Origin of the sequence: Microcystis sp. LE19-84.1B (genome assembly GCF_027531875.1) — a bacterium.
Lineage (GTDB): Bacteria > Cyanobacteriota > Cyanobacteriia > Cyanobacteriales > Microcystaceae > Microcystis > Microcystis panniformis.
In genome coordinates this window covers 1-2,846 of the sequence record NZ_JAPZSR010000087.1, presented here as the reverse complement: position 1 = coordinate 2,846, position 2,846 = coordinate 1, and the positions used below count along the sequence as shown (strand labels likewise).

The window sequence follows — 2,846 nt, the reverse complement described above, 5'->3', positions numbered from 1 at the left end:
TTTTATCTAGATTTTTGGCTTTTGTTTTCTCGTCAGCAAAGCCCACTGATTACAAGCTGAGTTTCCCTGTAATCCGTTCCCTTGTCAAGTTTTCTAGAACACCCTCATCAGTTATCAGTTATCAGTTATCAGTTATCAGTTGTCAATAGACTACCTTTATTGATTCTCCCTATTTCCCCATTTCCCCATCACCCCACACCCCACACCCTACACCCCACACCCCACACCCTACACCCCATTTCCCCATCACCCCACACCCCACACCCTACACCCCACACCCTACACCCCATTTCCCCATCACCCTACACCCCATCACCCTACACCCCACACCCCACTATATTCACGGGGATTAAGCTGGTAAAGCGTGACACAAAACTGCTAGAGTTACCAAAGACGAGTATATAAACTTTACAGATATTGTATGAGAGTTTTGGTTATTGGCGGAGACGGCTATTGTGGTTGGGCAACGGCACTCCATCTATCAAATAGAGGTTACGAAGTAGGCATACTTGATAGTTTAGTTCGTCGCTATTGGGACTTACAATTAGGCTGCGATACCTTAACACCGATCGCACCCATATCTCATCGGATTCAACGCTGGCAAGATCTGACAGGAAAATCCCTCGATCTTTTTGTCGGGGATATCAATAACTACGACTTTTTGATTCAATCCCTGCGACAGTTTCAACCGGATGCGATTGTTCACTTCGGAGAACAGAGATCTGCACCCTTCTCCATGATCGATCGCGAACACGCAGTTTTAACCCAAGTTAACAACGTGGTTGGCAATTTAAACATCCTCTACGCGATGAAAGAGGAATTTCCCGACGCGCACCTAGTAAAACTGGGAACCATGGGTGAGTATGGCACACCGAATATAGATATTGAAGAAGGTTACATCACGATCGAACATAACGGTCGTAAGGATACTTTACCCTATCCCAAACAGCCTGGTAGTATGTACCATCTCAGCAAAGTCCACGATAGCCATAATATCCATTTTGCCTGTCGGATGTGGGGTTTAAAAGCCACAGATCTCAATCAAGGGGTGGTTTATGGAGTCCTCACCGAAGAAACGGGAATGGATGAGATGTTAATTAACCGTCTCGATTACGATGGGGTTTTTGGTACTGCTTTAAACCGTTTTTGTATTCAAGCGGCGATCGGTCATCCCCTAACAGTGTACGGTAAAGGTGGCCAAACGCGAGGATTTTTAGATATCCGCGATACCGTGGGTTGTTTGGAATTAGCGATCGCTAATCCCGCTCAATCCGGGGAATTCCGCGTTTTTAACCAATTTACCGAACTGTTTAGCGTCGGTGACTTGGCACTGATGGTGAAAAAAGCTGGTTCTGCGTTAGGGTTAAATGTGGAGATTAACAATCTTGACAACCCGCGCATCGAGTTAGAGGAACATTATTTCAAGGCTAAAAACACAAAATTACTCGATCTAGGACTACAACCTCACTATCTCTCCGATTCTCTCCTCGATTCCCTCTTGAACTTCGCCACCAAGTACAGAGACCGGGTAGATATGAATCATATCCTACCAAAAGTCACTTGGAAACGATAATTGATCAGTAAATGATAAGTTGAGGATGGGGTAGTAACCCATCCTTGGCGTTTTTCTAATGTATCGGCATCAAACTCGATCTTAATCGGCACTGATAGGAATTATTGTCGTCCGCAATTGCGGGAATTAGGGCAACGTTCCTGCATTAATTGGGAAAATTCCGTTCTTTGAGCGGGAGTTAACACTTGACGAATTTCCAAAAAACTCTCAAATTGCAGGTTACTGATTTCTTGGCGATTCCGAGAGATTTGCTGATGTTTAGAACGGATATCTCGATCGGAGGCATTATTGGATAATAAACTATTTAGTTCTTGTTCGTTGCTTCTCAGGGTGTCTCGCAACTTTTGGGTTTTTTCCTGATATTTCTGACGAATAGCGGCAATTTTCGACTTTTGGTCATCGGTAAGGTTTAATTGTTCGATTAGTCTTTCTCGAGAATTATTCACTCGACGACTCTCAGGACGCTGGGGAGAGCTAGTTTGAGCGATAAATAGACGATCTTGGGGATAGGATAGCACAGTGGCAGTTGGGACTAGGTTAGCCGCCAGAGTTACAGCCATGGTTGTGCCGAGAATCGAGAGAGTAGAAAGGGACATAATTGACCTCGACCAAGAAATTAAGGATTATAGGTAGAATAGGTGAGTTGAGGCTCGTTTAAGCTCATCCAAGGCGAACTATAAACGCTAGGAGCAGCAATCGGTGGAGCGATGCTATGGTTCCAACTCTCCACTAAAAAAGCTTCTAACTGCTCGTCGGAAATTTGGCCCAGTTGTGGATGAGGATGAAACCAACGATAGGAACCAACAATCAGCACAGATAAGGCAGTAATACCAGTTATCCACCCCAATAAAGGCAGGGATTTTGGGCAAGTTACCGGCCTTTCTCCCCTAATCATTTGCATTAACTGTTCTTCTTCATCTATCGGTCGAGGTGGCAGCGATGGACGATAGCGACGCAGAAAATTAACCACTTTCTCATCTTCTGGGGACATTAGAGAACTCCTTGTTTTTGCAAAAATTGACCCATGGTTTTACGCGCATAATGAAGACGTGATTTCACCGTACCGAGGGGAATTTCTAAGATTTGGGCGATTTCCTTTTGGGGTAAGTCCTCTAGATCGTGAAGGACAAGGACAGCGCGATGTTCTAAACTGAGAATTTCTAACCCTTGTCGGACCACCTCCTCATAATGCAATTGCATCAAATCGGGACTATCTTGGGGACGGGATTCGCTATCAAGGGAGTTTTCCTCATCAGTGCTTTTGGCCATCCTC

The 2,846-nt window shown here is 44.8% G+C and carries 4 protein-coding genes; 1 reads left to right on the top strand and 3 read right to left on the bottom strand.

Annotated features, from left to right (window positions below; genetic code table 11):
- The first annotated feature begins 421 nt into the window (after positions 1-421).
- The gene (locus O9324_RS05260; RefSeq protein WP_288139636.1) at positions 422-1,573 is read left to right on the top strand and encodes an NAD-dependent epimerase/dehydratase family protein; all 1,152 of its coding nucleotides are present in this window, start codon (positions 422-424) and stop codon (positions 1,571-1,573) included.
- A gap of 101 nt (positions 1,574-1,674) precedes the next feature.
- On the opposite strand, the gene O9324_RS05255 is transcribed toward O9324_RS05260, so the two are convergent.
- The 3 genes from O9324_RS05255 to O9324_RS05245 all read right to left on the bottom strand — a co-directional run.
- Positions 1,675-2,169, bottom strand: coding sequence for a Spy/CpxP family protein refolding chaperone (locus tag O9324_RS05255; protein ID WP_190718411.1), 495 nt, complete (start codon positions 2,167-2,169; stop codon positions 1,675-1,677).
- Positions 2,170-2,189: 20 nt separating this feature from the next.
- Positions 2,190-2,564: a hypothetical protein gene (locus O9324_RS05250; protein ID WP_287738407.1), complete on the bottom strand. Its 375-nt coding sequence runs from the start codon at positions 2,562-2,564 to the stop codon at positions 2,190-2,192.
- Positions 2,564-2,846: sigma factor-like helix-turn-helix DNA-binding protein (locus O9324_RS05245; protein ID WP_288139635.1), on the bottom strand; the 283-nt coding region annotated here is incomplete at its 5' end. The genes O9324_RS05250 and O9324_RS05245, both read right to left, overlap by 1 nt.

Coding starts and splice junctions, on each gene's coding strand:
- O9324_RS05260 (WP_288139636.1), top strand. CDS start 422: ATGAGAGTTTTGGTTATTGGCGGAGACGGCTATTGTGGTTGGGCAACG.
- O9324_RS05255 (WP_190718411.1), bottom strand. CDS start 2,169: ATGTCCCTTTCTACTCTCTCGATTCTCGGCACAACCATGGCTGTAACT.
- O9324_RS05250 (WP_287738407.1), bottom strand. CDS start 2,564: ATGTCCCCAGAAGATGAGAAAGTGGTTAATTTTCTGCGTCGCTATCGT.